The following is a 25707-nucleotide window of genomic DNA, read 5'->3' as shown; positions in this document are numbered from 1 at the left end:
CAAGGAGCCTCGCTCATGTCGGACCATCACACCTACAAACAGATCGAGCTGGTCGGGTCATCCTCAACCAGCATTGAAGACGCAATCAACAACGCGCTGGGCGAAGCGAGCAAAAGCCTGCAATTGATGGAATGGTTTGAGGTGGTCGGCACACGGGGTCACATCGTCAACGGGGCGGTGGGCCATTTTCAGGTCACCCTCAAGGTGGGCTTTCGAATCGCCAACAGTTGATCACTCCACCACCAGACAAGGAATCACATCATGTATCGACTGTTACTAACCGCGGGGTTGTCCCTGCTGGCGTCAGCGGCACCCGGGGCTGTTGGCACACCCTGTGAAGAGGTCAAGGCGCAAATCGCAGCGAAGCTGGAAGCCAAGGGGGTGCGCGAATATCAGCTGGAAATAGCCAACCCAGGCGGTGCGGCAGGCTGGCAGGCGGTTGGCCGTTGCGAAGGCGGTACCAAGGAAATTCTGTATCGCCGGGGCTTGCCGGATGAGCCGCAACCGCTGCCTGAGGAGGACGCCCTGCCCGAGGACGGCCTCATGCCCGAAAACACACCGCCCGACATCCCGGCGTCCCAGCAGTCGCCCCAGCCTATCGTGCCGCTGCCCGAGGGCGATCCGAAAACGGATACCGTACCGCCGGCCGAGGAAACTATGGATTAACGATACCGCAGCGTTGAACACGCCCTGGACCCTCTCTGCGCGCAAGAGTCGTCTCCATCTTTCAGCGTGCCGGTACAGCGTGCCGTCGCCCGTTGCTCCGCGAGTTCCAACTGCGTGTGGCATTCCAACTCGCCTTCGATTTGTCGCTGCATTCAGGAGCTTTGAGGGATGAATGCTTTCCGGCCCTATGCCGAAAATCATTATCGCGAGGATCTACCCGGCCTGCGGGCCTGCGCTGTCATCCTGATTGTTTTCTATCAGATCTGGATCGATAAGGAACCAGGCGGCATCGATGCGATTTTCGTGCTGTCCGGCTTTCTGATGGGCAGCGTGCTGCTGCGTCAGTATGCCCAGGAAGAAAGCCTACGGCCGTTCCATTTCTGGGCGGGCATCATCAAGCGTGTCGCTCCTCCTACCTATCTGGTACTCATGACAACCTTCTTGCTGGGGCCTTTCATCCTGTCCCCGCCGGAGTGGCGAGCCGCTCTTGATGACCTGTTGCTGAGCGCCGTGTATCTGGAAAATGTGCAGCTTATACGCAACGGCATTGAGCCTTGGCACCGTTCTCTCCATAACCCCTTCGAGCACTTCTGGGCAGTTTCCATGCACATGCAGTTTTATCTGCTGCTGCCGCTGCTCATGGGGCCCGTCATGTTCCTGAGCAGAATATTCCATGTGCGCTGGCCGATGATGCTGTGGGTGATCCTGATCATCCTGGGCTCCCTCACTTACTCGATTTCAGCCACCCATAGCCACCCGGCATCGGCCTATTTCCATACGGCGGCCCGCCTGTGGGAATTCTTCACAGGCGTGTTGCTCGCCTTGCTGGTTCCGCTACTTCATCTCGGCCAGCTCGGCGTCAGAATAGCGACAGTCGCTGGACTATCGTTATTGGTGAGCACAGGCCTTGTCATATCGCCTCAGGCGCCGTTTCCTGGCATTGCGGCACTCCTACCCGTCGTGGCCACAGCCCTATTGATCATGGCAGGCGGGCAACGGTGCGCGACAGTGCCCCTCAGCCGGTGGCTGGCCAATCAGCATATGGCGTATCTGGGCAATGCTGCTCTGGCGATTTATCTATGGCATTGGCCACTGCTGATCTGTGCTCAGCGATTCTTCGGCACAGCCTCGCCGAGCCTGGCTCAAGGTTTGCTGGTCATTGTTGCAACACTGGCGCTGGGCATTCTGACTGTGGAAATCGTCGAATCCCCGTTTCGCCGTATTCCCAAGGCCAAGCCCTGGGTAGCCTTCATCGTCGGGATTCTGTGTTTTGCGCCGGTGTTTGCCGCCTGGGTGGGCGGCAAACACCATGTGCTGTCCAATGAACAGGCAGCAAGAGATGACGCCAAGTCATTCGCCGCACCGTACTATTCCGGCCCCTCGCTGCATCCGCAAAACAACGCTCAGTCCAGCCTGTCCGAGCATTCTTATCCAAAAGAAAGCCTGCGCCAGGACAAGTGATCACAGCCACAGTGATGGCGTGTGCGTTCGGCTGACACTGTTAGCGCAAACCAGCCAGGATGCTGAACGCACGCAGGCGGTCGGCGTTGTCGTACAGGTCGCAGGTAAAGATCAGCTCATCGGCCTGAGTCTGCTCCAGCAACACGTCCAGGTTGGCGCGAATCTTTTCGGGCCCACCAATCACCGCCATGCCAAAGAAATTGCCCACGGCTTCCTGCTCATGGGGCAGCCACAGACCCTGCATGCTTTTGACCGGCGGACGCAAGCGCATGCTATGCCCGCGAATCAGCGCCAGCACCCGCTGGTAAGCGCTGGTCGCCAGGTATTCGGCTTCTTCGTCGGTCGGTGCGGTAACCAGGGGCACGCCGAGCATGACATAGGGCTTGTCGAGCACCTTCGAGGGCTGGAAGTTGTCTCGATAGACGCGAATGGCGTCGTGCATGAAACGCGGCGCGAAGTGCGAGGCGAAGGCATAAGGAAGCCCCTTGGCCGCCGCCAGCTGGGCACTGAACAGGCTGGAGCCCAACAGCCAGATCGGTACCTGACTGTCGACCCCCGGCATGGCGATCACTCGCTGGCCGGGCTGGCGCGGACCGAGCAACAGCTCCAGCTCTTCCACGTCGTCGGGGAAGTCGTCGGCGCTGCCCATGCGGTCACGACGTAGGGCGTGGGCGGTGAATTGATCAGCGCCCGGTGCCCGCCCCAGACCCAGATCGATGCGCCCGGGATACAGCGCCTCCAGGGTGCCGAACTGCTCGGCTATCACCAGCGGCGCATGGTTGGGGAGCATGACCCCGCCGGCGCCGAGGCGAATGCGCGTGGTCTGGCCGGCCAGGTGACCGATCAATACCGCCGTTGCGGAGCTGGCGATACCGTCCATGTTGTGGTGCTCGGCCACCCAGAAACGCTCGAAGCCCAGCTCATCCGCATGCCGAGCCAGCGCCACGGCGTTGTGCAGCGCATCAGCCGCGGTGCCATCGTCACGGATCGGTGCCAGGTCGAGGATGGAAAAACGGGCGTCGGCTAATCGACTCATGGACGGACTCCAGACAAAAAAGCGGGAGGGTCACTATGCCGCGCTGAGTGACAAAGGCAAGGGGCGATGCGCAAGCGCCCGGCGGGCTAAAGCCGAAACCGCCGTTGCGCAGGCTGTGCGATGCGCTCTAGATCGGCCCGCAACGCAGCACTTCACCGCGCGCCAACACCTGATTGTGGCCATCGTACAACCAGGCCTGAGCCTTGAGCGCCAGAGGCCGTGCGTGCAGCCGATAACGCTGGCCGGCGGCAAACGCGTCGTAGCGCATGCGCAGCTCGCAGGTGACATAGCGTGGCTCGCCGAAGGCATCGGTGCCCAGCTGGCTTTCGTACTGATAGCGCATCCGCAGTTCATGGGCGCCCGGCGTGAGTTGGAAGTAACGACCGTCGCTGACACGCTGATCATCCAGGCGCTGCGCGCTGAGATGGTGGCCCGGCAAGGCATCCAGCTCGACCCACGCCTGCTGTGGATCAGGGGTGGGCAGGCTGCTGCTGGTGCAACCGGCGATGAGCACGGACAGTGCCAGTAACGCGCGCATGACCTTCTCCCGAGTGGGTTGTTTAAGAATAGGTCAGATGCTCAGACACCCCCGCTCAAGACCCCGGGCGAGCAACTGGTCATACGGGTCGTACAGCCTGATCCAGGGCCGAAAACCGTGCTTGCCGGCTTGCAACCGATAGCGCTGGCCGGGCGCAAAATCGTTGTAGGCGAGGGTCAGGCGGCAATCGCGACGATGGGGTTGTTCCACAGCGCCGATATTGGTCGGCTTGACCTCGAAGTGGTACCGCACCGCCAGCTCATGGGCGCCGGGTTCGATCTGGAAGTAGCGCCGATCACGCAACTGCTCGCCGTCGACCTCAACCGCCAGCAAGCGATTATTGGCTTGGGTCTGCAGGTCGATCCAGGCCCGATCCGGATGGGGGCTGGGCAGCCAGAGCGAGCAACCGCCTAGGCTGCTGCACAGGCACACACACCACAGGGCAATGCGCATAAGCGAACTCCGGTCGGAACGGGGGTGCCAAGGGGCATGATCGGGCGCAATACGCTAGGGTCGCTGCATGACACGCTCCTCACTTCCCTTACTCGACCGTTGGGCCTGGCGCTGGGTTCCGCTGCTGCTGGGCGGCTGGCTGAGCGGCTGCGCTCAGGTCGGCTATTACCTGCACCTGGCCGAAGGACAAATGCAGCTGATGCATCGGCGCGAGCCGGTCACCGCCATCCTGGCCGACTCGAGCCGCGATGCCCGCCTGCGTCAGCGACTGGCCCTCGCCCAACAGGCGCGGGCGTTCGCGACCACACAGCTGCACCTGCCCGATAACCGCAGCTATCTGGATTACGTTCAACTGGATCGACCCTATGTGGTGTGGAACGTCTTCGCCACCGAGGCGTTTTCCGTCGAGCCGCGCCTGCATTGCATGCCCCTGGTGGGCTGCGTGGCCTATCGCGGTTATTACCAGCAGGGCCGGGCACGGGGCGCCGCGGCGTTACTGCAGTTGCAGGGCCTGGACACGCAGATCGCTGGCATCGAAGCCTACTCCACCCTGGGCTGGTTCGCCGACCCGCTGCTCAGCAGCATGCTGCACTGGGATGACCCGCACCTGGTCGGGCTGATTTTTCATGAGCTGGCCCATCAGCAGTTTTACTTGCCGGGCGACACGGCGTTCAACGAATCCTTCGCCAGCTTCGTCGAGCGGGAAGGCCTGCGCCAATGGCGCGCCCGCCTCGGCTGGCCGCCGCCCGACCCCGCACTGCAACGCCAGCGCGAGGCATTCGTCGCCCTGATGCTGCACACCCGCGAACGGCTGCGCGCGCTGTATGCCCAGCCCTGGCCTGACGAGCAGATGCGCCCGCGCAAACAGGCCGAGTTCGACCGCCTGCGCCGCGAGTACCGGCGGCTGCGGGACACGCACTGGAACGGGGACGGCCGCTTCGACGCCTGGATCAACGGCCCGCTGAACAACGCCAGCCTGTTGCCCTTCGGCCTCTACGACCAGTGGCTGCCGGCGTTTGCTGCGTTGTTTCAGCAGGCCGGCGAGAATTGGCCGGTGTTTTATGCGCGGGTGCGGGAACTGGGGAAATTGCCGGCGCCTGAACGGCGGCAGGCGTTGGAAGAGCTGCAGACGTTCGGCAAACCGTAGGCTGGCCGTCTCGTAGGGTGGGTCACGCTCTATCGACCCACCGAGCGGAGTCCGGATGTACCCTCCCGCCCTTGACCGGCATCGTCCCCATCCGTTGTGATTACCCCTGCCCCTGCAACTCCAGCATCAATCCACTGAGGCGTTTGACCTTGCGCTGCACGGCCGCTTCGAACACGCCGCCGCGCGGTTCCACCAAAGTGAAATAATCGCGGGCGCGGGTGATGGCGGTGTACAGCAGCTCCTTGGTCAGTACCGGGTTGAGGGTGTCGGGCAAGACCAGCGCGGTATGGGTGAACTCCGAGCCCTGGGATTTGTGCACCGTCATGGCAAACACGGTTTCCACCGCCGTCAGGCGGCTGGGCAGCACGAAGCGCACCTGGCCCGAGCCGTCGTTGCGGGGAAACGCCACGCGCAGCAGCGGGCCGTTGTCGCCGGGCAGCAGCAGGGCGATACCGATGTCGCCGTTCATCAACCCCAGACCGTAGTCGTTGCGGGTAATCAGCACCGGGCGGCCTTCGTACCATTCGTGGCTGGCATCGATCAGCCCCTGGCGCTGCAGTTCGGTCTCGACCCGCTCGTTCAACCCGGCCACGCCCCAGTCGCCTTTGCGCAGCGCACAGAGCAGCCGGAAACCATCGAACGCGGCCAGCACATTCTTGGCCCAGTCCTGCCAGTCGGGCGCCTCCAACGGCGTCATGTCCAGCGGCCGCCCCCCTTGCAGCACCATGAGGTAATGCCGATAACCCGGCGCTGTGTCACGCCCGTCGCTGAGCAGCCGCGCCAAGTGGCGGTCCTGTTCGCCACGCAGGCGCAGGTTGAACACATCGTTGGACGGCGCCGACAACAGGGCGCGCGCCTCGCCCGCCTGCTGCTGATTGACCAGGCGCGCCAGGCGACCGATGCCACTGTCGGCGCCAAAACGCCGCGAGTGGCGCAGCATCACCGTCTGCTGAGCCAACGGCCGCGTGCCGGCGCTGCCCCGCAGTAGGCCCGGCTCGTCCAGCGGCTGGCCGCCGAGCTGCTCCAGCCAGGCGCGGGTGGCCGGGTCATAAAAGCCCGCTTCGGCATCCCGGCACAGGTCGCCAAGTACCGCGCCGGCTTCCACCGAGGCCAGTTGATCCTTGTCGCCGAGCAGGATCAACCGGGCATGGGCTGGCAGGGCTTCGAGCAGCCGGGCCATCATTTCCAGGTCGATCATCGACGCCTCGTCCACCACCAACACGTCGAGGGCCAGCGGATGGCCGGCGTGGTGACGGAAATGGCGGGTGTCCGGGCGGCTGCCGAGCAGGCGGTGCAGGGTGACCACCTCGGTAGGAATCGCCTCGCGTACGTCGCTGGAAACCGTCAGCCCCGCCACCTGGGCGCCGATGGATTCGGTCAGCCGCGCCGCCGCCTTGCCGGTGGGCGCGGCCAGTCGAATGCGCAGCGCCTGACCGGCAGCCACCGCCGGGGCCTGCAGCAGGGCCAGCAGACGCACCACGGTGGTGGTCTTGCCGGTTCCCGGGCCGCCGGTGATCAGGCTGAAGCTGCCCCGCGCCGCCAGTGCGCAGGCGAGTTTCTGCCAGTCGAGGCGCGCTGCGTCGTCACGGGGAAACAGCGCATCGAGCCGTGCCGGCAGGTCAGCGGGCACCGTCAGCGGCTGGGCCAGACGCTGGCGCAGGATGCGCGCCACGCTTTGTTCGTAATTCCAGTAACGGCGCAGGTACAGGCGCCCGCCAGCCAGCAGCAGGGGCCGCGCGGCTTGGGCGGGATCGTTTGCCGCGCCGGGGGCGCGATGCTCCACCAGGGCGCTACCGATCAGCGCCTGCTGCCAGCGCGCTACGTCGAGGTCGGCGAGCAGTTGCGAGGGCAAACGCGCCTCGCCGGCCAGCTCGCCTTCGGGCGGCAACGACAGGGCAAAGTCCGGTTCTTCCAACGTGGCGGCCAGGTCCAGGCACACGTGTCCCTGGCCGAGCTGGTGACTGGCCAGCGCGGCGGCCAGCAGCAGCAACGGTGAGGCGTCCGGCTCCTGTTCCAGCAAAAAGGCCGCGAAGGCGCGGTCCAGCGCGCGCAACCAGCCACGGCGCACCCATAAATCGAGCTGAACGAGCAGGGCCTCACACTCGAGCAGCGGGTTGGCCGGCACTGGCCCCGCATCATCGCGCAGACGCTGGGCGAGCTGTTCGAGGGTGGTCATAGGGCAGTCTCCGCGTGGCCGGCAAACAGGCGATCCAGTGACTCGATCAGCGCCTGGGGCGGGCAATCGACATGCACGCCGCGCTGACCGCCGCGCAGGAACAGGTAGAGCGCGCCGCCCATGTGCTGTGCATAGTCGTAATCAGGCAGGCGCGCCTTGAGCTGGCGGTGCAAAGCCAGCAGGTAGAGCACGTATTGCAGGTCGTAACGCTTGTCCAGCACGGCCTGGGTCATGGCCTCGGCGCTGTAGGCCTCGTCGTCGCCGCCCAGCCAGTTGGACTTGTAGTCGGCCACGTAATAGCGGCCCTGGTACTCAAACACCAGGTCGATAAAGCCTTTGAACAAGCCGTTGAGCAGACTCGGTGCCAGGGCCGGGCGCGGCGCGCCGTTCAGCGTATGGCGGCGCACCAGGGCGTCCAGACGCTGCACGTTGACCTGCCGGCTGGAGAACCAGAACTCCATTTCCACCTGGTACTGCTGCAGATCCGCCAGGCGCACGCGGTGTTCGCCGAGGTTCAGCTCGGCCTGCAGGTAGCCCTCCAACCAAGCGTCCAGCGGCTCGATCCAACGCTGCCAGCCGCGCAGCTGGCAGCGCTTGGCGAGCATCTCGCGGCGCGCCTGGGGATGGTCCAGGCTCTGCGCGAAGCCTTCGCGCCCGGCCCATTCGAGAATGCCGTGCAGGAAGGTGCCCGGCTGAGGCCCGCGCGGAAAGCGGTGCAGGTCGAGGCTGCCGGGCAGCACGCTGAATTCCTGGCGCTCAGCGTCATCATCGTGAATCTTCTGCGCCGCCGGGCTGTCGGGCGCTTCGGCGTGCAGGGGCGCGGCCTCATCCATGCCAGCCAACGCGAGGGCGCTGTAGGAGGCGATCCACCAGTGTTCGGTGGCGCGGCGACGCGGGATGGCGGCGCGCAGGGTGACGGTTTCAGCCTGCACCGGCTGGAAACGCTGCTCGCTGGCCTCGGGCGCGTCGCACAAGGTCAGCGCCGGGCAGGCGTCCGCCAGCGTTTGCAACGCCGCGCCCAACACCAGCGGCTGGCCGCCGCCGAGCACATAGCCGAGGGCCGAGCGGTGCAGGCAGGAGGTCTTGGCGTTGCCTTTTTTCAGGTCGGCGATCCCCAGCCAGCAGGCATGCCGCGCACGGGTCAGCGCCACGTAGAGCAGGCGCAGGTCTTCGCCGAGGCGCTCGAAGTCGGCGCGCTCGACGGCGGCCTCATCCGGTTGCAGGTCCAGCTGCAGATGGCCCTGTGCATCGTGGTACCGCAGCGGCGGCTTCTTCGGGTCGACCGCGCGGTGCGAACAGATGAACGGCAGGAACACCAGCGGGTATTCCAGGCCCTTGGATTTGTGGATGGTCACCACCTTGACCAGGTCGGCATCGCTTTCTAGACGCAAAATCTGTTCGTCGGCGTCCTGGCCGTGGCCACTCAGGTGCTCGGCCAGGTGACGGATCAGCGCCTGCTCGCCATCCAGTTCGCCGGAGGCTTGCTGCAGCAACTCGGCCAGGTGCAGCAGGTCGGTCAGCACCCGTTCGCCGTCGTCGCGGGCGATCAGGGTTTGCGGCAGCTCGAAGTCCTGCAGCAGGCGGCGCAGCATCGGCAATACACCCTGCCAGCGCCATTGCTGGCGGTAGCCGCGAAACTGCAGCACGCGCTGTTCCCAGGCCAGCTCGTTGTCGCAGAGGTCTTCCAGCTCGGCCAGCGGCCGGTCCAGGGTCGCGCTGGCCAGGGCGGCGCGCAGCAGGCGCTCGTCGTCCGGCTCGGCGCAGGCCTTGAGCCAGGCCAGCAAATCGTGGGCGGCCTGGGTGTCGTAGACCGAGTTCTTGTCCGACAGGTACACGCTGCGCACGCCGCGCCGCGCCAGGTGCTGGCGGATCGCCCGCGCTTCGCGGCCGTCGCGCACCAGCACGGCGATATCCGCCGGGCACAGCGGTGTGAGCGGTTCATCAGGTTTGGCAAAGCCGGCACGACCCTGCTGGCCCAGGTTGAGCAGGCGGGTAATTTCGCTGGCGCTGCGCGCGGCCAGTTCGCGGCGGTAGGCATCGCCGCCCAGCGGTTCTTCGCTGCGTTGTTGCCAGAGGGTCAGTGGCGACTGCTCGGCGCCGTCCACCAGCAGGCGTTCGCGGCGGCCCTTGGCGTCGACCTTCACGAACGGCAGCGGATTGTCGTCGCCCCCACGAAACAGGAACGCACCCTTGGCGTGCGCCTCGGCAAAGCCGAACAGCTGGTTGACCGCCGTGACCAGCCCCTGGCTGGAACGGAAGTTGGTACCCAGGCTGTGATGGCAGCCGGCGGTGGCCTCACGGGCCTGCAGGTAGGTGTAGATGTCCGCGCCACGAAACGCGTAGATCGCCTGTTTGGGATCGCCGATCAGCAGGATGGCGTTGCCATCCTGGGCCTCGCCAATGCGGTAGATGCGCTGGAAGATGCGGTACTGCAGCGGGTCGGTGTCCTGGAATTCGTCGATCAGCGCCACCGGGAACTGGCTGCGGATCACCTCCGCCAGCCGTTCGCCGTTGATGCCGGCCAGGGCGGCGTCCAGACGCACCAGCATGTCGTCAAAACCCATCTGCGCGCGTTGCTGCTTTTCCCGCTCGAAGCGCTGCTCGACCCAGGCCAGCGCGTGGCGCAGCAGCGGCACATCGGGATCGGGCAGCGCGGCCAGCGCCGCCTGCAGCTGGACCATGGCCTGCAGGCAGGGATGTTCGAAGGGGCTTCCGGAGGTCCAGACCTCGGCCAGGCCGTCCGGAGTCAGCCGGGTAAAGCCGGTGCCCAGCACCAAATTTTCTAAGGAAACATCAGCCGCCCAGTCGCGCAACAGGTCGCACCAGGGGTTGTACCAGCGCGCCTGCAGGCGCCGGCCATTCACCTCTTTGCGAGCACAGGCACCGTCCAGCAGGGTGCGCAGCTCTTCGGCCCAGGCGCCCCACGGTGCCTTAAGTTCGGCCAGCTTCCGGGCGCGTTCCTGTAGCGTCTGCTCGATCAGCGTCTCGGGATCGGCGCCGGGTTCGCCCAGGCTCTGACCCAGCAGCGGGCGCAGGCGACCCAGCAGGTGCTGCGGGCTTTGCCAGCGCTCATGCACCCATTGCAAGGCGGCGCCGTCCAGCGGGTAGAAATGTTCGCGCCAGTAATCGCGCACCACCTCGGCGAGCAGGTCGCTCTGGTCGGTTTCCAGGGTCTGGGTGAACAGGCTGCCGCTGTCGAAGGCATGTTCGCGCAGCATGCGCTGGCACCAGCTGTGGATGGTCGACACCGCCGCCTCGTCCATCCATTGCGCGGCCACGTCCAGACGCCGCGCACAGACGGGCCAGTCGGCCTCGGCATACTCGCCGCGCAGCTCATCGAGCAAGGCGTCCGGCGTGGCCAGCTCGCCGCGAAAGTGCCGCGCCGCTTCCGCCAGGCGCGCGCGGATGCGCTCGCGCAGTTCCTGGGTGGCGGCGTCGGTAAAGGTCACCACGAGGATTTCCGGCGGCAGCAGCGGGCGGCCGAAACCGCGTTCGGCGCCGCCATGGCCGAGCACCAGGCGCACATAGAGCGCGGAAATGGTGAAGGTCTTACCTGTGCCAGCACTGGCCTCGATCAACTGACTGCCGCGCAGCGGCAAGTTCAGGGCCAGGGATTGGGTTGCACTCATAGCGACTCCTCCAGAGCCTGCCAGGGAGCCTTCACCAGCGGGCCGTAGAGGCGCTGCCACAGCTGATGCTCCGGGTCCGTTGCCACCAGGCTGGCGTAGTCGGCAAAGTGCCGGCGCAGATCGAGGCTTTCGCCGCGCTCGCCGGGGCTGGCGTGTCCACCTTCGTAGGCGCTGCGCGCCTGTTCCTCGGCTTTTTCCGGTTTGCTGGCGGCAAGCAACGCGCAGGCCGTCTTGGCCGCCAGCGGCAGCGGGTGTTGCAGGTTGGCCTGCCAGGCGTCGAGCAGCGCGCGCAGGTCGGCCTCTGCCTGCTCCCTGGGCAGCGGCACCAGCTGCACGCCGCCGTCGCTGGCCAGTAGCGCACTGTGCAAAGGCACGCCCATGGCGCTGGCGATCAGGTGCGCGACCCAGGGGCGCATCAGGTGATGCCACTTGTACTCGCCGCTTTTGGTAGTCAGCGCGTTGGCTTGCAGGCGCAGGCTGAGCAGGCTGCCGTCGGCACGTTGGCGCAGCGGCGCCAGCCAGCCTTCCACTAGCAATGATTCATGGCTGAAGCGCAGAGCCAGCGGAGACTCCTGTTCCAGCGGCCACAGCGCGTGCAGGGCACGATAGCGCTGCAGCAGGTCCGGCAGGGGCGCCAGCAGGGCCTTGCGCTGCAGGTCGCCAAAACCGGCCAGGGGCAGCAGGCCGCTGCGCTGCAATTGCGCGGCGCGCTCATCCAGCCGCGCGTGCGCTTCGTCAGGATCGGTTTCTGTCAGCGCGGCGCGCAGCAGGCTGTCGCTCAGGCCGAAGCGCTGCAGGCCGTCGAGGTCGAAGCTTTCGGCATCGGCCAGCGGCGCCTGCAGCTCCTCGAAATACACCTTGAGGCGCAGGCGATGGAACTGGCGCAGCGGGTAGCGCAGGAAGTCCTGCAGGATTTCCAGGCTCACCGTGCCGCCGTGCTCATAGTCCGGCAGTGCCGCCGGTTCCGAGGCCGTCGCCGCGCGCTGTTGGTGCAGCGCCAGCCATTCGCCGGCGTAGCTGAACAGCCCGGAGTCCGCGGTGAAGTACTTGGCATTGAAGGGCTGCAGCGGGTGCTCGCAGGTCAGCGCGTTGAGCAGCGCCGCCTCGTCGTGCTCCGCGCCGGCCAGTCGCCAGCCGCTGGCCAGGTGGTCGCGCAGCTGGCCGACCAACACCGACGGCGGCCGCTCGCTGTTGTCGCGCACGCTGCGCCCAACCCAGCTGATGTACAGCTGCTCGCGCGCCGAGAGCAGCGCTTCGAGTAGCAGGTAGCGATCATCCTCACGGCGCGAGCGGTCACCGGGGCGGTAGTCGTTGCCCATCAGGTCGAAATCCAGCGGCGGCTGGGCGCGCGGGTAGTCGCCGTCGTTCATGCCCAGCAGGCACACCAGGCGGAAGGGAATCGCGCGCATCGGCATCAGCGTGCAGAAGTTCACCGCGCCGCTCAAAAAACGCTGACCCAGGCTGGGCTGATCGAGGCTGCCCAGCCAGGCTTCGCGCACCACGCTGAGCGGCAGCGCCTCGGCAAGCGCCGCGTTACGGCACTGCTCCAGCCAGTCCTCCAGGCTCTGCAGCAACTGGCCGTGTAGCAGTTGGTCGTGGTCGCTGGCCGGCAGGAAGAACACCTCCAGCAAGGCGCGCAGCCGCTCGCCCCACTGCACCGGCGTGGCCGGGCGGGCCAGTTCGGCGTAAGCCAGACGCAGGCGCTCGAGCAGTTCCACCAGCGGGCCGAGCAGTGCGGCGTCCAGGCCGCCGATTTCGTCGTAGGGCTGGATCTCGCCCAGTGGCGCACCTTCGCCCACCGCGTAGCCGAGCAGCATGCGGCGCAGGCCGAACAGCCAGCTGTTGTGTTCCAGGCCCGGCGGCAGGCCGAGCTGTTCGCGCTGCGCGGCGTCCAGCCCCCAGCGCACGCCGGCGCCCTCGATCCAGCGGTGCAGCAGCGGCAGGTCGGCCTCGGCAATGGCGAAGCGCTCGCGCAGCGCCGGTACGTCGAGCAGGTCGAGAATTTCGCTGACCGCAAATCGGCTGTCCGGCAGTTCCAGCAGGTGCTCCAGCGCGATCAGCAGCGGCTCGCGACCGCGCCGGCCCTGGTCGGCGAGGGTGAAGGGGATAAAGCGCGCATCGTCACGTTCAAGCTGACCGAACACCGCCTGGATGTGCGGGGTGTAGCTGTCGATGTCCGGCACCATGACGATCACGTCGCGCGGACGCAGGCTCGGGTCGGCGCTGAAGCGCGCCAGCAGCTGATCATGGAGGATTTCCACCTCGCGCTGGGCGCTGTGAGCCATCTGAAAGCGCAGCGAGCGGTCCTGGGCCGGATCGACCGCCGGCCAGTGTTCGCGGGTTTCCGCCAGCGGGCGCAATTCGAGAATGTCGTCCTGCAGCTGGCCGAGCAGGCGGGTCGGCTGCTCCTCGCTGAACAGGTCGATGCGCTCGGCCGGGAACAGCGCGCGGTAATCGTCCGGGTTGTCGTAGCTGTCGAGCAGGTTGATGTAGTCGCGGCCCTGCTTGCCCCAGGCGGCCAGCAGAGGCTGGGCGTGCTGGTGCAGCAGTTCCGGCGGCAACTCGGCGGGCATCCGCGCACGGCGTTGCTGGCGGCGGTACTGATGGCGCAGCAGGTCCTTATCGGCGACGATGTCGGCCCAGTGATGGCGGCAGGGGTTATGCACGCACAGCAGCACCTGGCTGAACCGCGCCAGCGCGCCGAGGGCTTCCAGCGCCTGCGCCGGCAGCGATGAAATACCGAACACAATCACCCGACGCGGCAGGCCGGGCGGCGCCTGATCGAGTTCCTGCAGGCGGGCAATGAACTGGCGGTGCACACCGGCACGGCTCTGCGCCAGCCCTTCGGCGCCCACGTCGGTCAGCAGCGCGCGCCACAGTTCAGCCTGCCAACGCTGCTCCTCGCCCAGCGGCGCGACGCTGCCGTTGGCCAGACGCAATTGGTCACGGCCGGCGGCCCAATCCTCCAGCCAGTCGGCGCGGTACACCTGGTACTGGTCGAACAGGTCGGCCAGGCGCTCGGTCAACTGATACAGCTTGCGCAATTCGCGGTCCTGGGCCAGAAAGCGCGCCAGCGGGGCGAAGGCCTCGCCGCTCAGCAACTGCGGCAACAGACGCATCAATCGCCAGGTCAGCGGCCCCTTGTCGACCAGCGAAACGCGGGGAATCTGCTCTCGACCCAGCACACTGCGGTAGGCCTTCCAGAGAAAACTGGCCGGCAACTGCACATCAATGGCCGCGGCAATCCCGCAGCCACCGCCGCCACTCTCGTCAGGCTGCTCGGCCAACGCCTGCTTGAGCCACTGCGCCACGCCGTTGCTGTGTACCAGCACCACCTCGTTTTCCAGCGGACGAAGCGGATAACGGCGCATCCACACCACCGCCAGGTCGCGCAGTTCGTCCAGGCGATTGCCGTGGACGATCATGAAACCGGGGATCAGGGGCTGTTGTGCGGTCATGTGAGTTCCTTCATCCGAATGGCGCCCATGGTAGTGGCTTAGCCCAACGCGGCACACACTGGACGGACGGACAGGTAAAGTTTTCGCACAGAACGACCTGGGTGCAGCGGGTTAAGAGGCTTCGCCGCGAGGGGAAAAAGCTACAGCTCGTCTTCCTCGATCACCTTGACCGCCGCGGCCTGCAAGGCATAAGCAGCATCGGCCAGGTCATTGCTGCCGTTTTCAATGCGCAGGCGGCCATCGACCCACAACGGCGCGTAGATGTCATCGATGGGCATGCCCTGGGGATAACGCACCAGCACGATCTGATTCGGCGGGGGCGGCGGCACGTGGATGCAGGCGCCCGGGTAGGGCACCAGAAAGAACTCGATGTATCGCCCCTGGGCATCAGTTTCCAGCGGCACCGGGTAGCCGCCCAGGCGGATCTCGCGGTTGTCCAGTTCAGCCACGGTCTTGGCCGAGTACATCACCTCTGGCAATCCGGCTGCCTGCTTGAGGCCGCCCTGGTCGCTGAAACCACCGGCTTCGGGCGTGTTGTGCTCGATCTCGGGCATCGCCTCGAGAGCGGCCAGGTCTTCGGGCAGCAGTAACTCCAGCCAATCCAATTCAGCAGGGGCTGCCTGGGCGCACAAGGGAAGGATAAACAACAGCGAAAACAGCACAGGGCGCATGGACGGCTCAGCTCATGGGTAGCAAGGGTCGAATGAAGGATGTTACCCCGCAGGAGCCAGGCCGCTGGCTCCCGCGCGGAGGAAGTACCTTCAGCGATTACGCGTTACCAGTCCATAGATGACCAGCAGAATGATCGCGCCAATCACCGCACCAATAAAGCCTGCTGCCTCTCCAGCCTCGTAGATACCCACCGCCTGGCCGCCGTAGGTCGCCAACAAGGCACCACCGATGCCGAGCAGAATGGTCATTATCCAACCCATGCTATCGCTGCCGGGTTTGAGAAAGCGTGCAATCAGGCCGACGATCAATCCGATGATGATGGTTCCGATGATGCCCATGGCATTCCTCCAGTCCGAGAGAGTCGTGGCACGCGCCACGCTGTATCCGACCGTCGCGTTATTAGGCAGTTCGGCAGGACCGCAAAGCGGAGCAGCGCAGGATGGGGCACAGAGGGGGTGAAAGGCAGCGATACCCATCAGGCGCTGATGGGTATCGGCAGGGCATCACGCGTTGGCGATCAGCGCCTCGACCTCGGCAATGCGAGCCTTGAGAGTGGTCGCGTCCCGGCAGCGCAGGGTGGCGTGGCCGACCTTGCGGCCCGGCTTGAAAGCCTTGCCGTAGTCGTGCAGGTGGCAGTTTTCGATGGCAATCACCTGCTCGGTCGCCGGCACGCTACCGATGAAGTTGAGCATGGCGCTTTCGCCCACCTTGGCGGTCGAGCCCAGCGGCAGGCCGGCGACGGCGCGCAAATGGTTCTCGAACTGGCTGCACTCGGCGCCTTCGATGGTCCAGTGCCCGGAGTTGTGCACGCGCGGGGCAATTTCGTTAGCCTTCAGGCCGCCCTCGATTTCGAAGAACTCGAAGGCCAGTACGCCGACGTAATCGAGTTTTTCCAGCACGCGACCCAGGTAATCCTCGGCCAGCGCCTGCAGCGGGTGGGCGCTGCTGGCGACGGACAGGTTGAGCACACCGCCGACGTGAGTGTTGTGGGACAGGGGGTAGAAGCGCGTTTCGCCGTCGCGCCCGCGCACGGCCACCAGCGAGACTTCACCGCTGAACGGCACGAAGCCTTCGAGGATGCACGGCACGTTGCCCAGTTCAGCGAAGGCGCCTTGCACGTCCTCAGGCTGGCGCAGCACCTTCTGGCCCTTGCCGTCGTAACCCAGGGTGCGGGTCTTCATCACTGCCGGCAGGCCGATGGCGGCCACGGCGGCGTCAAGGTCGGCCTGGGACTGGATGTCGGCGAACGCGGGCGTGGGGATGCCCAGCTCCTTGAACATTGATTTCTCGAACCAGCGGTCACGGGCGATACGCAGCGAGTCGGCGGCTGGGTACACCGGCACAAACTGCGACAGAAACGCGACGGTTTCCGCCGGCACGTTCTCGAACTCGAAGGTCACCAGATCGACGCTTTCGGCCATCTGGCGCAGCGCCTCGGGGTCGTCGTAGCCTGCCAGCAGGTGGGTGCCCAGCGCGCTGGCACAGGCATCCGGCGCGGGGTCGAGGAAGGTGAAGTCCATCCCCAGCGGAGTGCCCGCCAGCGCCAACATGCGGCCCAGCTGACCGCCACCGATTACACCGATCTTCATGGTTTTGTCCTGTCGTTCAAGAGGCACGGCCATCAGGCGTCGCGCGGGTCCGGGTTGTCCAGCACGGTACGCGTCTGCTCGTCGCGAAACTGCTTGAGCGCCGCGTGATACTGCGGATGTTGATGACCGAGAATACTGGCCGCCAGCAGCGCCGCGTTGACCGCGCCGGCCTTGCCGATGGCCAGGGTGGCAACCGGTACGCCGGCCGGCATCTGCACGATGGACAGCAGCGAATCGACACCGGAGAGCATTGAGGATTGCACCGGCACGCCAAGCACCGGCAGATGGGTCTTGGCCGCGCACATGCCTGGCAGGTGGGCGGCGCCGCCTGCACCGGCGATGATCACCTGGAGGCCGCGCTCTTCCGCCTGTTCGGCGTACTGGAACAGCAGATCCGGCGTGCGGTGCGCCGACACCACCTTCACCTCGAAGGGGATGCCGAGCTTTTCCAGCATCTCCGTCGTGTGGCTGAGGGTGCTCCAATCGGATTTGGAACCCATGATCACGCCAACCAGTGCGCTCATCGTTGTGCCTCTTCGTTGTGCGCCGCGCGGCGCTACAAAAACCAACAAGCCACGCGCAAGGGGCGTGGCTTGTCATGTTGGGGCAAACCGGCGGGCAGGCCGGTTTGAAGGCGCGGCATTATACCGGAAAGCCACGCGTGTAGCGTATCTGGCGTGACAGACGTGACGCTGTCAACGCGGCTGAATTCGCAGACCCCCACGCTAGACGAAACGACCGGGTCTCGGCCGTTGTGCGCTCGCCACGCCGTCACGCCGACTGGAACGCTGGCCAGTCGCCGTCGAAACATCGTTCGGTTTCCCGAACGCACCGGCGGCGCATGTTCGTCAATGCGAACGCCGTTCGCTTTCCGAACATCCCTGAAATCAAAAAACCTAATGTTTTTCAATTAGTTAACTGGTAACTACGGCTTTCAGCTACCTGGCACGCATCCTGCCTCGTAGGTAAGGTGAGTTTGGGGAAGAGACCTGCCTCCCTTTGAGGGTGACCAGCAGCTCATCCGAACCGCTGCGTCACGACAAGCACAACAACAATAAGGAATCGAATCATGCGTTTCGTTACCCATGTACTGAGTGCAGCCGTTGCGACGGCCCTTCTCGCCACGCCGGCGCTGGCCACTGAGCTGACCGGCACGCTGAAGAAGATCAAGGATTCGGGCACCATCACCCTGGCCCACCGCGACTCCTCCATCCCGTTCTCCTATCTGGGACTCGATCCCAAGCAGCCGATCGGCTACTCCCATGACCTGCAGCTCAAGGTAGTCGACGCGCTCAAGCAGGAGCTGGGCATGCCCGACCTCAAGGTGCGCTACAACCTGGTCACCTCACAGACCCGTATCCCGCTGATGCAGAACGGCACCGTGGACCTGGAGTGCGGCTCCACCACCAATAACCTGGAGCGCCAGCGTCAGGTGGACTTCTCCGTGGGTATCTTTGAAGTGGGCACGCGCCTGCTGGCGAAGAAAACCTCCGGCATCAATGATTTCGCCGATCTCAAGGGCAAGAACGTGGTGACCACCGCGGGCACCACCTCCGAACGCTTGATCAAGTCAATGAATGCCGAGCAGCAGATGGGCATGAACGTCATTTCCGCCAAGGACCACGGCGAGTCCTTCCTGATGCTGGAATCCGGGCGCGCCGTGGCGTTCATGATGGACGACGCGCTGCTCTACGGCGAAATGGCCAAGGCCAAGAAACCGGACGACTGGGCCGTTGTCGGCACGCCGCAATCCTACGAGGTCTATGCCTGCATGGTGCGCAAGGGCGACACAGACTTTAAGCAGGTCGTGGACAAGGCGATCAGCGCCACCTTCGCGTCCGGCGAAATCAATGACATCTACAACCAGTGGTTCATGCAGCCCGTGCCGCCTAAGGGCCTGAACCTCAACTTCCCCATGAGCGCTGCGGTCGAGAGCCTCATCGCCAACCCCACCGACAAGTCGGTCGAAGAGCGCTGATCCGCCGCGGCCGCCCGTGCTGCGGGCGGCCCGCTCATAGCCTGTCCACCGAGGGCGTGCCACGCGCCCCCGGTCCGCGTTCGCCAGACCACGAGAAATCCGCATGAATTACAACTGGGACTGGGGTGTCTTCTTCAAGTCCACCGGCATCGGCAGCGAAATCTACCTGGACTGGTTTGTCACCGGCCTGGGCTGGACCATCGCCATTGCACTGGTCGGCTGGATCATTGCCCTGCTGCTGGGCTCGCTGCTGGGCGTGCTGCGCACCCTGCCAAACCGCTGGCTGGCCGGCATCGCCGCCACCTATGTGGAAATCTTCCGCAATGTGCCGCTGCTGGTGCAGCTGTTCCTCTGGTATTTCCTAATGCCAGATCTGCTGCCCGAGCCGCTGGAGATCTGGTTCAAACAGGATCTGCATCCCGCCACTTCCGCCTATTTGAGCGTGGTGGTGTGCCTCGGTCTGTTTACCGCCGCGCGCGTGTGCGAGCAGGTGCGCACCGGCATCGAGGCGCTGCCCCAGGGCCAGTTGGCTGCCGGCTACGCGCTGGGTTTCCGCCTGCCGCAGATCTACACCAACGTGCTGCTGCCGCAGGCCTACCGCATCATCATTCCGCCACTGACCTCGGAATTCCTCAACATCTTCAAGAACTCCTCGGTCGCCTCCCTGATCGGCCTGATGGAGCTGCTGGCACAGACCAAGCAGACCGCCGAGTTCAGCGCCAACCTGTTCGAGGCCTTTACCCTGGCGACGCTGATCTACTTCACCCTGAACATGAGTCTGATGCTGCTGATGCGCCTGATCGAGAAAAAGGTCGCGGTGCCCGGACTGATTTCCATGGAGGGCAAGTAATGGATTTCAGCGAGATTCCGGCCGCCTGGCCGATCCTCTGGGCGGGCATGGCCACCACCTTGCAACTGCTGGTGCTGGGTGTGCTCGGCGGTGTCATTCTTGGCACCGTGCTGGCGCTGATGCGGCTGTCGTCCAACCGCATGCTGGCAGGCATCGCCACCACCTACGTCAACTACTTCCGGTCCATTCCGCTGCTGCTGGTGATCACCTGGTTCTACTTCGCGGTGCCCTTCGTGCTGCGCGCCATTACCGGTGAGGACACCCCTGTGGGGGCCTTCGGATCCTGCCTGGTGGCCTTCATCATGTTCGAGGCGGCATACTTCTGCGAGATCGTGCGCGCCGGCATCCAGGCCATTCCCAAGGGCCAGCTGGGCGCCGCCCAGGCGCTGGGCATGAGCTACGGCCAGTGCATGCGGTTGATCATCCTGCCGCAGGCTTTCCGCAAGATGGCGCCGCTGCTGCTGCAGCAAAGCATCATCCTGTTCCAGGACACCTCACTGGTCTACACCGTCGGCCTGATGGACTTCCTCAATGCTGCCCGCTCGCGAGGCGACATCATGGGCCTATCCCATGAGTTCCTGCTCTTCGCCGGGCTGGTGTACTTCGTCATCAGTTTCGCCGCCACGCGCCTGGCGAAACGCCTGCAAACAAGGGTAGCCGTATGATTTCCATCCAGAACATCAACAAGTGGTACGGGGACTTCCAGGTGCTGACCGACTGCAGCACCCAGGTGAGCAAAGGCGAGGTGGTGGTGGTCTGCGGCCCGTCTGGCTCCGGCAAGTCCACCCTGATCAAGTGCGTCAACGCCCTGGAGCCATTCCAGGAGGGCGATATCCGGGTCAACGGAATTTCCCTGGGCGATCCCAAGACCAATCTGCCCCAGCTGCGTGCGCGGGTCGGCATGGTGTTCCAGCACTTCGAACTGTTTCCGCACCTGTCGATCACCGAAAACCTGACCATTGCGCAAATCAAGGTGCTCGGCCGCAGCAAGGCCGATGCCATGGACAAGGGTCTCAAGTTGCTCGACCGCGTCGGCCTGCTGGCCCATGCCGACAAGCACCCCGGCCAGCTGTCCGGCGGCCAGCAGCAGCGCGTAGCCATTGCCCGCGCGCTGGCCATGGACCCGGTGGTGATGCTGTTCGACGAGCCGACGTCGGCCCTCGACCCGGAGATGGTCAACGAAGTGCTGGATGTCATGGTGCAGCTGGCCCACGAGGGCATGACCATGATGTGCGTCACCCACGAGATGGGCTTTGCCCGCAAGGTCGCCGACCGGGTAATTTTCATGGACGCCGGGCAGATCGTCGAAGACTGTGCCAAGGACGCCTTCTTCGGCGAGGTCGGGGCTCGCTCGGATCGCGCCCAGCACTTCCTCTCCAAGATCCTGCAGCACTGATGCAGCGCCACGCGGACGGGCGCTTGCTCGTCCCCGGCGCGGCGGAACGGGCCCGGATCGCGACGGGCTCGGCACACGCCGACCCTCAGCGTGCGCGTTTCGCACGGCGGGCGATACGGGCGGTGTTCCGTCACTTGGTGCTGCTCACGCTGCCGCTACTGGTGTTCGGCGGCGGTTACGGCGGCTACCTGCTCAGTAAACACACCGGCATCCGCGCCCTGGCCGAGAACGGTGAGCGCCAACTGGAGCTGAACGCTCGCGCGGTGGAAAGCGAGATCACCAAGTACACCTACCTGCCCAGCCTGCTAGAGCTGGAAAGCGACGTCGAGCGCTTGCTGCTCGATCCCAGCCCGCAGCGTCGCCAGCGGGTCAATGACTACCTGGAAGGGCTCAACCGACGCAGCGGCAGTCTGGCCACCTACATACTGGATACCAGCGGCCGGGTACTGGCCACCAGCAACTGGCGTTCGGCCGACAGTTACCAGGGGGAAGACCTGTCCTTCCGCGCCTATTTTCAGGATGCGGTGCAGGGGCGCCCGGGGCGTTTCTATGGCATCGGCAGCACCACGGGCGAGCCGGGCTATTACCTGGCCCACAGCCTCGAACACAACGGTCGGATCATTGGCGTGGGGGTGGTCAAAGTACGCCTCGACACCTTGGAGGAACGCTGGCAGCGCGCCCAGTTGGAAGCCTATGTCAGCGATGAGAACGGCATAATTATCCTGGCCAGCAACCCGGCCCGCCGCCTCAAAGCCGTGCACCCGCTGGACGCCGCCACCAAGGAGCGCCTGGCGCGCAGCCTGCAATACCACTGGTGGGCGCTGGAAGAGCTGCAGGTATTGGAGCGCCGGGCTTTGGCCGATGGACTGAAGCGAATCAGCCTGGCCGGCGACGACGCGTCGCCCCAGCATTATCTGGCCCAGGGGCGCCTGCTCAACGACACGCCCTGGAGGCTGACCTTGCTCAGCCCACTCAAGGAATTGCGCCGCACCGCCATCAGCCATGGCGTGATGGTGGCGGTCGCGGTGGCGCTGCTGGCCCTGCTGCTGATCGCCTGGAATGAGCGACGCAAGGTGATCGCCACACGTCTGGCAGCCCGCGAGGCGCTGCAACAGGCCAACAACGAATTGGAGCGCAAGATCGCCGAACGCACCGCCGACCTGCGCGCCAGCAACGACCGGCTGAAAGCTGAGATCCGCGAGCGCCGCCAGGCCGAACAGACCCTGCGCCAGGCCCAGGATGAACTGGTACAGGCCGGCAAGCTGGCGGTGATTGGCCAGATGTCCACCAGCATTGCCCACGAGCTCAACCAGCCGCTGGCGGCGCTGCGCACCCTGTCCGGCAACACCGTGCGTTTTCTGCAACGGGGCGCGCTGGATACCGCCAGCACCAACCTGCAGGCGATCAACGAGCTGGTCGACCGCATGGGCAAGATCACTGCCAGCCTGCGGGCCTTTGCCCGCCGCTCCGATGACCGTGGCCAGGCCCGGCTTGGCAAGGCGGTGGACGCCGCCTTGCTGCTGCTCCACCCGCGCCTGCAACGCAGCCGCCTGCACCTTGAGCGCGACTACGACGATCTGCGCCTGGCCATCGATCAGACGCGCCTGGAGCAAATCCTCGTCAACCTGATCGGCAATGCCCTGGATGCCTTGCGCGACCAGGATGACCGTCGCCTGTGGCTGAGCGGGCGTCTGGAAGACGACCTGTTTCAGTTTGAAGTACGCGACAACGGTCCCGGCATGTCGGCCGAAGCTCGCGCACATTTATTCGAGCCGTTCTTCACCACCAAACCGGGCGAGCAGGGTTTGGGCCTGGGCTTGACGTTGTCCGCCAGCCTGGCCGCGGCGGCCGGTGGTAGCCTCGGTGTGCGCCATCCGGACGAGGGCGGTATCGCCTTCGTGCTCAGCCTGCGTCCCTTGATTGTCCACGAGATTGCTTGCGATGAATGATCCGCTCAGCGTCCTGATCGTCGAAGACGATCCCCACGTCCTGCTCGGCTGCCAGCAGGCCCTAGCCCTGGAAGACATTGCCAGCATCGGCGTGAATAGTGCCGAAGAGGCGCTGCAGCGTATCGGCGCCGATTTCCCCGGCATTGTCATCAGCGATATCCGCCTGCCCGGTCTGGACGGCCTGCAGCTTCTGGCCCAGCTCAAGCAGCGCGATCCCAGCCTGCCGGTGGTGCTGATCACAGGCCACGGCGACATCAGCATGGCCGTGGGCGCCATGCGCGATGGCGCCTACGACTTCATGGAAAAACCCTTTTCCCCGGAACGACTGGTGGACGTGGCCCGCCGCGCCCTGGAACAACGCAGCCTGGCCCGCGAAGTGTCCGTCCTGCGCCGCCAGTTGGCCGGCCGCCAGGCGCTGGAGCAGCGCATCATCGGCCGCTCGCCGGCCATGCAGCACCTACGCGAGCTGATCGCCAATGTCGCCGACACCGCCGCCAACGTCCTGATCGAAGGCGAAACCGGCACCGGCAAGGAGCTGGTTGCGCGCTGCCTGCACGATTTCAGTCGTCGCCAGGCGCACCCGTTTGTCGCCCTCAACTGCGGCGGCCTGCCGGAAAGCCTGTTCGAGAGCGAAATCTTCGGGCACGAAGCCCATGCCTTCACAGGCGCCGGCAAGCGGCGTATCGGCAAGATCGAACACGCCAATGGAGGCAGCCTGTTCCTCGACGAGATCGAGAGCATGCCGGCGAACCTGCAGATCAAACTGCTGCGCGTGCTGCAGGAGCACACGCTGGAGCGCCTGGGCTCGAACCAGCCGATCGAGGTGGACTGCCGGGTGATCGCCGCCACCAAGGCCGACCTCAATGAATGGGGCAGGCGTGGCCAGTTTCGCAGCGACCTGTATTACCGGCTCAACGTCGTCACGTTGGAAATACCGCCGCTGCGCGAGCGCCGCGAAGACATCCTGGTGCTGTTCGAGCATTTCCTACAGCTGTCGGCGCTGCGCTTTGATCGCATCAGCCCGGCGCTGGATCAGGCCACCATCGCCGCGTTGATGGCCCACGATTGGCCGGGCAACGTGCGCGAGTTGCGCAACGTCGCCGAGCGTTTCGCCCTCGGCCTGCCCGTCTTCAAGAAAAGCGGCCTGGCCACCGAGGACAACGGCCCCTGCTTCGCCGAAGCGGTAGAAGCCTTCGAGCGCAGCCTGCTAGGCGACGCCCTCGAGCGTCACGCCGGCAACCTCAGCCAGGCCGCGCTCGCGCTGGGCATGGCCAAGACCACGCTGTTCGACAAAGTCAGAAAGTACGGGCTGTAGGGGCCCCAGGATGTTGCGCCGTCGTCGTGCCCGCCTCGCAACCGGTAGGGGCGAATTCATTCGCCTGGCATCGAGCTTTCCGGCACCTGCGGGGTTGCGACGAACTACCCCGCGGATGCCCTTGTACTTGTCGCAGCGGATGCATCGCCTGGAGGTCATGCGCCAGGCGAATGAATTCGCCCCTACAAAATTGCGTCCTGCAACGCCGTGGCCCGGCACGCAACCTGGGGGAGGCCCGACCTCGGGCCGAAGCCTTTGGCCCAACGGCGGGTGCAACCGCCAGATGCGTACCGTGCGCGGCGGGCTTCACCGCCCGACGAACCGTGGGGGCGAATCACCCGACGGCCAATCCAATCTATTCGCTGGTTCCACCGTCCAGCTTGCGCCACAACAACCGGACTCCGGCTTTGCGCACCAGTGAGCAGCGGTACAAGCGAATTTCCAGCGGCAGTCGCCAGGTCTCGTCACCGCATTCCACCAGCTCGCCGCGTTGCAGCTCGGCGTCAATACTCAGGCGCGGCACCCAGGCCACGCCCAGGCCCTGCAGGGCCATGCTCTTCAGGCTGTCGGCCATCGCCGTTTCGTACACCGTGGTGTAGCGCAACTGGCGCTGGCGCAGCAGTGCGTTGACAGAGCGGCCCAAGAAGGCACCGGCGCTGTAGGCCAGTAGCGGCACGCTCTGCCCGCTGTTCAGGTCATACAGCGGCGCCCCCTGGGCATCCGCTGCGCAGACCGGCAGCATTTCGTTGTTGGCCAGATGCAGCGAGGGGAAGATCTCCGCGTCCATTTGCAATGCAGCGTCCGGGTCGTGGAACGCCAGCATCAGGTCACAGGTTCCTTCACGCAGAGCATGCACCGCCTCGCCCACGTTGGTCGCCACCAGGCGGGTGCTGGGGGTCAGCCCCAGCTCGCGCAGGCTGGCGATCCACTGTGGAAAAAAGCCCAGGGCCAGGGAGTGAGCGGCGGCGAATTGCAGCACCTCGCCTTTCGGGCCTTCCAGATGGTGCAAATGGCGCAGCACCTCACCGAGCTGCTCGACCAGGCTGCGCGCAGTGATCAGGAACAATTGCCCGGCCTCGGTCAGTTCCACCGGCGTTCGGGCGCGGTTGACCAGGGTCAGCCCCAGCGTTGTCTCCAGACTGCGTATGCGCCGGCTGAAGGCCGGCTGGGTCACAAAACGCTTCGCCGCCGCCTGAGAAAAACTGCGCGTAGTCGCCAGGGTGACGAAGTCTTCCAGCCATTTGGTTTCCAGATTCATGGGTTTTTGCGCTCCTTGTCCCACGTGCGACACCTTGACGCATCCACGTGCTGCGAATGCCAGAGAAAGTCACATGGACATTATGCCGTTTCGGCATGGGCCAGCGGTTAATGGCATTGGCCGCCGCAAGGCTACG

Annotated in this window: 20 protein-coding genes and 1 pseudogene; 10 read left to right on the top strand and 11 right to left on the bottom strand. The window is 65.2% G+C overall.

All coding sequences use genetic code 11. The features are described from left to right. Window positions 1-15: 15 nt before the first annotated feature. From ACTV8E_RS00915 to ACTV8E_RS00905, 3 genes and pseudogenes are all read left to right on the top strand, one after another. A complete protein-coding gene (locus tag ACTV8E_RS00915; protein ID WP_251835541.1) occupies window positions 16-231 on the top strand; it encodes a dodecin in 216 nt (71 codons plus the stop codon). A gap of 30 nt (window positions 232-261) precedes the next feature. Beyond that, a pseudogene (locus ACTV8E_RS00910) lies at window positions 262-486 on the top strand (DUF1161 domain-containing protein); the annotation flags it as partial. 348 nt (window positions 487-834) lie between these two features. Beyond that, window positions 835-2127 (top strand): acyltransferase family protein, encoded by a 1293-nt coding sequence (locus ACTV8E_RS00905; protein ID WP_443198170.1) that lies wholly within the window; start codon window positions 835-837, stop codon window positions 2125-2127. Between the two features lie 40 nt (window positions 2128-2167). Here ACTV8E_RS00905 and ACTV8E_RS00900 read toward each other — a convergent pair whose 3' ends face one another. The 3 genes from ACTV8E_RS00900 to ACTV8E_RS00890 all read right to left on the bottom strand — a co-directional run bounded on the left by ACTV8E_RS00900 (window position 2168) and on the right by ACTV8E_RS00890 (window position 4154). Beyond that, complete coding sequence (locus ACTV8E_RS00900) at window positions 2168-3163, bottom strand: LLM class flavin-dependent oxidoreductase (protein WP_251835539.1); 996 nt, start codon at window positions 3161-3163, stop codon at window positions 2168-2170. A gap of 127 nt (window positions 3164-3290) precedes the next feature. Beyond that, a complete protein-coding gene (locus ACTV8E_RS00895; protein WP_251835538.1) occupies window positions 3291-3701 on the bottom strand; it encodes a PA0061/PA0062 family lipoprotein in 411 nt (136 codons plus the stop codon). A 33-nt stretch (window positions 3702-3734) separates the two neighbouring features. Continuing rightward, complete coding sequence (locus ACTV8E_RS00890) at window positions 3735-4154, bottom strand: PA0061/PA0062 family lipoprotein (protein ID WP_251835537.1); 420 nt, start codon at window positions 4152-4154, stop codon at window positions 3735-3737. A gap of 67 nt (window positions 4155-4221) precedes the next feature. Between ACTV8E_RS00890 and ACTV8E_RS00885 the strand changes: the two genes are divergently transcribed. Next, window positions 4222-5301, top strand: coding sequence for an aminopeptidase (locus tag ACTV8E_RS00885; protein WP_443198169.1), 1080 nt, complete (start codon window positions 4222-4224; stop codon window positions 5299-5301). A gap of 100 nt (window positions 5302-5401) precedes the next feature. Here ACTV8E_RS00885 and recD read toward each other — a convergent pair whose 3' ends face one another. From recD to purE, 7 genes are all read right to left on the bottom strand, one after another. After that, window positions 5402-7477: an exodeoxyribonuclease V subunit alpha gene (recD, locus tag ACTV8E_RS00880; protein WP_443198168.1), complete on the bottom strand. Its 2076-nt coding sequence runs from the start codon at window positions 7475-7477 to the stop codon at window positions 5402-5404. Then, window positions 7474-11106, bottom strand: a complete 3633-nt coding sequence (gene recB, locus ACTV8E_RS00875) for an exodeoxyribonuclease V subunit beta (protein ID WP_443198167.1) — start codon at window positions 11104-11106, stop codon at window positions 7474-7476. The genes recD and recB overlap by 4 nt, the downstream gene beginning before the upstream one ends. Beyond that, window positions 11103-14564, bottom strand: a complete 3462-nt coding sequence (gene recC, locus ACTV8E_RS00870) for an exodeoxyribonuclease V subunit gamma (RefSeq protein WP_443198166.1) — start codon at window positions 14562-14564, stop codon at window positions 11103-11105. Before recC ends, recB begins: the two co-directional genes overlap by 4 nt. 140 nt (window positions 14565-14704) lie before the next feature. Next, window positions 14705-15235, bottom strand: a complete 531-nt coding sequence (locus ACTV8E_RS00865) for a DUF3299 domain-containing protein (protein WP_443198165.1) — start codon at window positions 15233-15235, stop codon at window positions 14705-14707. A gap of 90 nt (window positions 15236-15325) precedes the next feature. Continuing rightward, window positions 15326-15574 carry a GlsB/YeaQ/YmgE family stress response membrane protein gene (locus ACTV8E_RS00860; protein ID WP_251835531.1) on the bottom strand — a complete coding sequence of 83 codons (249 nt, stop codon included), beginning with the start codon at window positions 15572-15574 and terminating at the stop codon, window positions 15326-15328. A gap of 165 nt (window positions 15575-15739) precedes the next feature. Then, window positions 15740-16825: a 5-(carboxyamino)imidazole ribonucleotide synthase gene (locus tag ACTV8E_RS00855; RefSeq protein ID WP_443198164.1), complete on the bottom strand. Its 1086-nt coding sequence runs from the start codon at window positions 16823-16825 to the stop codon at window positions 15740-15742. 32 nt (window positions 16826-16857) lie between these two features. Beyond that, the gene (gene purE, locus ACTV8E_RS00850; RefSeq protein ID WP_251835529.1) at window positions 16858-17349 is read right to left on the bottom strand and encodes a 5-(carboxyamino)imidazole ribonucleotide mutase; all 492 of its coding nucleotides are present in this window, start codon (window positions 17347-17349) and stop codon (window positions 16858-16860) included. Between the two features lie 545 nt (window positions 17350-17894). Between purE and ACTV8E_RS00845 the strand changes: the two genes are divergently transcribed. The 6 genes from ACTV8E_RS00845 (at window position 17895) to ACTV8E_RS00820 (ending at window position 24313) form a co-directional block, all read left to right on the top strand. Further along, window positions 17895-18803, top strand: a complete 909-nt coding sequence (locus ACTV8E_RS00845; RefSeq protein ID WP_251835528.1) for a glutamate/aspartate ABC transporter substrate-binding protein — start codon at window positions 17895-17897, stop codon at window positions 18801-18803. A 103-nt stretch (window positions 18804-18906) separates the two neighbouring features. Further along, window positions 18907-19653, top strand: coding sequence for an amino acid ABC transporter permease (locus ACTV8E_RS00840; protein WP_443198163.1), 747 nt, complete (start codon window positions 18907-18909; stop codon window positions 19651-19653). After that, window positions 19653-20318, top strand: a complete 666-nt coding sequence (locus tag ACTV8E_RS00835) for an amino acid ABC transporter permease (RefSeq protein WP_443198162.1) — start codon at window positions 19653-19655, stop codon at window positions 20316-20318. Before ACTV8E_RS00840 ends, ACTV8E_RS00835 begins: the two co-directional genes overlap by 1 nt. After that, window positions 20315-21049, top strand: a complete 735-nt coding sequence (locus ACTV8E_RS00830) for an amino acid ABC transporter ATP-binding protein (protein ID WP_443198161.1) — start codon at window positions 20315-20317, stop codon at window positions 21047-21049. Before ACTV8E_RS00835 ends, ACTV8E_RS00830 begins: the two co-directional genes overlap by 4 nt. After that, window positions 21049-22998 (top strand): sensor histidine kinase, encoded by a 1950-nt coding sequence (locus ACTV8E_RS00825; RefSeq protein WP_443198160.1) that lies wholly within the window; start codon window positions 21049-21051, stop codon window positions 22996-22998. Before ACTV8E_RS00830 ends, ACTV8E_RS00825 begins: the two co-directional genes overlap by 1 nt. Then, window positions 22991-24313 (top strand): sigma-54-dependent transcriptional regulator, encoded by a 1323-nt coding sequence (locus ACTV8E_RS00820; RefSeq protein WP_443198159.1) that lies wholly within the window; start codon window positions 22991-22993, stop codon window positions 24311-24313. Before ACTV8E_RS00825 ends, ACTV8E_RS00820 begins: the two co-directional genes overlap by 8 nt. Before the next feature lie 355 nt (window positions 24314-24668). Here ACTV8E_RS00820 and ACTV8E_RS00815 read toward each other — a convergent pair whose 3' ends face one another. Further along, window positions 24669-25571: a LysR substrate-binding domain-containing protein gene (locus tag ACTV8E_RS00815; RefSeq protein WP_443198158.1), complete on the bottom strand. Its 903-nt coding sequence runs from the start codon at window positions 25569-25571 to the stop codon at window positions 24669-24671. Between the last annotated feature and the right edge of the window lie 136 nt (window positions 25572-25707).

The organism is Pseudomonas sp. B392_1p, from assembly GCF_052245235.1.
In the GTDB taxonomy this organism is placed as follows: domain Bacteria; phylum Pseudomonadota; class Gammaproteobacteria; order Pseudomonadales; family Pseudomonadaceae; genus Serpens; species Serpens gallinarum.
Note: the sequence above shows the minus strand (reverse complement) of the source record. Positions and strands in the feature narration are given on the sequence as shown.